At 65.8% G+C, this 3089-nt stretch carries 5 protein-coding genes; all 5 read right to left on the minus strand.

Annotated features, from left to right (window positions below):
- Nucleotides 1-83: 83 nt before the first annotated feature.
- On the minus strand, nucleotides 84-302 hold the full coding sequence (locus AC1DY5_RS49215; RefSeq protein WP_478121598.1) for a hypothetical protein: 219 nt from the start codon (nucleotides 300-302) through the stop codon (nucleotides 84-86).
- A 17-nt stretch (nucleotides 303-319) separates the two neighbouring features.
- Nucleotides 320-1681 (minus strand): nicotinate phosphoribosyltransferase, encoded by a 1362-nt coding sequence (locus AC1DY5_RS49220; RefSeq protein ID WP_478121599.1) that lies wholly within the window; start codon nucleotides 1679-1681, stop codon nucleotides 320-322.
- The gene (locus AC1DY5_RS49225) at nucleotides 1645-1830 is read right to left on the minus strand and encodes a DUF2188 domain-containing protein (protein WP_478121600.1); all 186 of its coding nucleotides are present in this window, start codon (nucleotides 1828-1830) and stop codon (nucleotides 1645-1647) included. Before AC1DY5_RS49225 ends, AC1DY5_RS49220 begins: the two co-directional genes overlap by 37 nt.
- A gap of 127 nt (nucleotides 1831-1957) precedes the next feature.
- The gene (locus tag AC1DY5_RS49230) at nucleotides 1958-2644 is read right to left on the minus strand and encodes a phosphoribosyltransferase (protein ID WP_478121601.1); all 687 of its coding nucleotides are present in this window, start codon (nucleotides 2642-2644) and stop codon (nucleotides 1958-1960) included.
- A gap of 57 nt (nucleotides 2645-2701) precedes the next feature.
- A partial coding sequence (locus tag AC1DY5_RS49235; RefSeq protein WP_478121602.1) for a putative PEP-binding protein occupies nucleotides 2702-3089 on the minus strand: 388 nt, incomplete at its 5' end.

The following is a 3089-nucleotide window of genomic DNA, read 5'->3' on the forward strand; positions in this document are numbered from 1 at the left end:
GCGCGAAGCAGGCCACCGTCCATCCGCAGGGCGAGCAGGCCGAGATAGACCTGCGGCGCCAACCGCCGGTTGAGTCGCATCTCCTACCGGGCATTGCGTTCACGCGCCTCGACCGAGGAAAAGTCCAGGAAGGGATAGCGCACCGCCTTCTTCAGTTTCAGCACTTGCCGCTCGCCGATCAGGACCCAGGACATGTGGGTCTCCATGCGGCGCACAGCACCGCTGGAGCCGTCGGACGAGAGCACCGCCTCGAGGCAGCGCAGCCGGTCTTCAATGCCGGGCATGGTCTCGGGCGATTCCATGCATGATTCCGGGGCGCTCAATGGGGCGCGGCATCCAATTGCTGCGCCAGCGCGCGGATTGCCGGCGATATGTCCACGCCGACCGGTGTCGAGGCCGGCTGCAGTATGCGCACAGCATCCGGCAGGAGGCTAATCTGGTGCACGTGGTAAGCCCGAGATTCCTGTAGGGTCGGCGACGAGCCGACGCGCCAGCCGCCGCGCATGCAGGGGCGCAGGAGGGCCTCGCCCCGGCGAGGCTCGCCGTCGAGTTGCACGACATCGCGTTCGATGCGACCGTCGGCGCCCAGTTGCCGGACCACCTGCTTGATGCCGGGCCAGGTCGCCTTGCCTTCGGAGCGCTTGCGGCGCGCCACACCGTCATACGACTGCAGCTTGTAGACGGCGTCGATGGCGGGGACGTCGAAGGAGGTGTCGAGCGCGGTGCCGACGCCGAAGCCATCGATGGGAGCATCCGCGGCGACGAGTGCGGCGATCCGATGCTCGTCGAGATTGCCGCTGGCGAAGATCTCGACATCCGGCAGGCCGGCGGCGTCCAGCAGGCGACGCACGGCCGTTGCATGGGCGGCCAGGTCGCCGCTGTCGATGCGCACGCCGCCCGGAGCGATGCCGTCCCGGCGCAGCGCGGGAACAAGCTCGATCAGCTTGACCACGGCCGCCTCCGTGTCGTAGGTGTCGATCAGCAGAACGGGTCGTTGTGGCCGGGCACGCGCGAAGGCATCGAGTGCCGCACGCTCGCTGGCGTGGGCTTGCACGAAGGAATGCGCCATCGTTCCGGATACCGGGATACCGAAGCGGCGGCCGGCTTCGGCCGTCGCCGTGCCGTCGAAGCCGGCAAGGTAGGCCGATCGCGCTGCCAGGACGGCTGCCTCGGCACCGTGCGCACGGCGCATGCCGAAATCGATCAGCCGCCTTCCGCCTCCAACGAGGACGGACCTCGCTGCCTTCGATGCCACCAGCGTCGAGAAATGCGCGAGATTCAGCAACCGACTCTCCACGAACTGCGCCTGCGGCAGGGGCGCAGTGACTCGGATGAACGGCTCGTCGGCGAAGAAGACGGTGCCCTCCGGCATCGCGTCGACATCGCCTTCGAAGCGCAAACCGGCCAGATGGTCGAGCAGCTGGTCGGAGAATCCGCCCCGTTCGCGCAGCCAGTCGATCTCCGCTTCGGAAAAGGACAAGGTCTCCAGGAAGTGCAAGACCGGTTCCAGCCCCGCGGCGACAAGAAAGTTGCGCTGCGACGGCAGCTTGCGCACGAACACCTCGAAGACGGCCGTAGCCGTCATCTCTTCCTCGAGATAGGCCTGCAGCATGGTGAGCTGGTACAGGTCGGTCAGGAGGGCCGTCATCCCCGAGTCCTCGCATTCAGGCCCAGCGCCCATTGCTTCGCTTTGGCAATGCCGATCCGGATCGCCTTGCCATCGTCGCAGCCCTCGGCGAGCAGCGCGTTCGCGATCTCGACTGCCTTGAGCCGCACTACAGGCGGCAAGTGGCGCATCGAGGCGGGGTAGCGTTCGGGTGTCCAGGGCATCAGTTGCTCCGGGCCATGACCAAGAATCGCGACTGCTCGGGTCTGATGCGCTCCAAGAGTTTCATGCTCCACCCCCTGCCATGCTTCGACGGCCCCGGTACGTCGCTTCGGCGTTGTGCGTCGGATGTCACGGAAATCCCTTCGTGGAAGTCGAGACCGCAGAGTGCCTCGGTGGGCGAAATCGGGCGCTTGCCTCGCTCAGCAGTCGGATCGCRTCTTCGTCCTCGACTTGCCCAAACGACCGATAGAATTGTCCGACCGCCTGAAAATCCTCAGGAACCTGCAGGCACACGAGCTCATCGGCGAAGGGGCGCACCAGGTCCAGGCTTTCAGCGGAAGCGACTGGTACTGCGCAGACCAGCCTGGCAGGCTTGCGCGCACGCACTGCGTGCAATGCGGCCATCATGGTGGCGCCGGTCGCAAGGCCATCATCGACCACGATGACAATGCGGCCTGCTGCCTCGATCGGAGTCCGATCGGGCGTATACCGCCTGCGCCGGTCCCTTAGGAGGTCCAGCTGGCAGCGTTTTTCTTCTTCAATGTAGGCCTCGCTCGCGCCAGCCGATCGAGCGTACGGAGCGACGTACGCCCAGCCACTCTCGTCGATCGAGCCGATGGCGAATTCCGGCGACGATGGCGCCCTGAGCTTTCGGACGAGAACGACGTCGAGTTCACCTTCCAGCCGATGGGCAAGAAGATTGCCTATTTCAAGGGCGCCGCGAGGGATGGCCAGAATCAGTGGGTGGTGGCCTCGCCATGACTGCAACGCCTGCGAGAGCCTTTCGGCGGCATCGTGTCGATCTGCGAAGCGCATGGCGTCAAGCTCCTGGATGTTCTCGAGGCTTCAATTTACGGTCGCACTGCAGGGACCTCAGGCAATGTGCCGTGTCGTTTCGCATTGCACCCGGGGCAGGCGCCCCAGTCGCCTTTCGACGGTGAGGACGTCGCGGGTGATCTTGAGCAGCGTGTCCGGAGTCACGCTCATGGCATCGACGCCAAGTTCGACAAGGTGCGCGGCGACGTCCGGGTAGTCCGAGGGCGCCTGGCCGCAGATGCCCACGTGGCGGCCGTTGCGCCGTGCGCCCTCGATGGTCTGGCGGATCATGGCCTGCACGCCGTCGTCGCGCTCATCGAAGTCGAAGGCCACGATGCGGGAGTCGCGGTCGACACCCAGGACGAGCTGCGTCAGGTCGTTGGAGCCGATCGAGAAGCCGTCGAAGAGACGGGCGAAGGCGTCGATCTGGATCACGTTGTTCGGG

This window comes from Variovorax sp. P4_D9 (genome assembly GCF_056401695.1).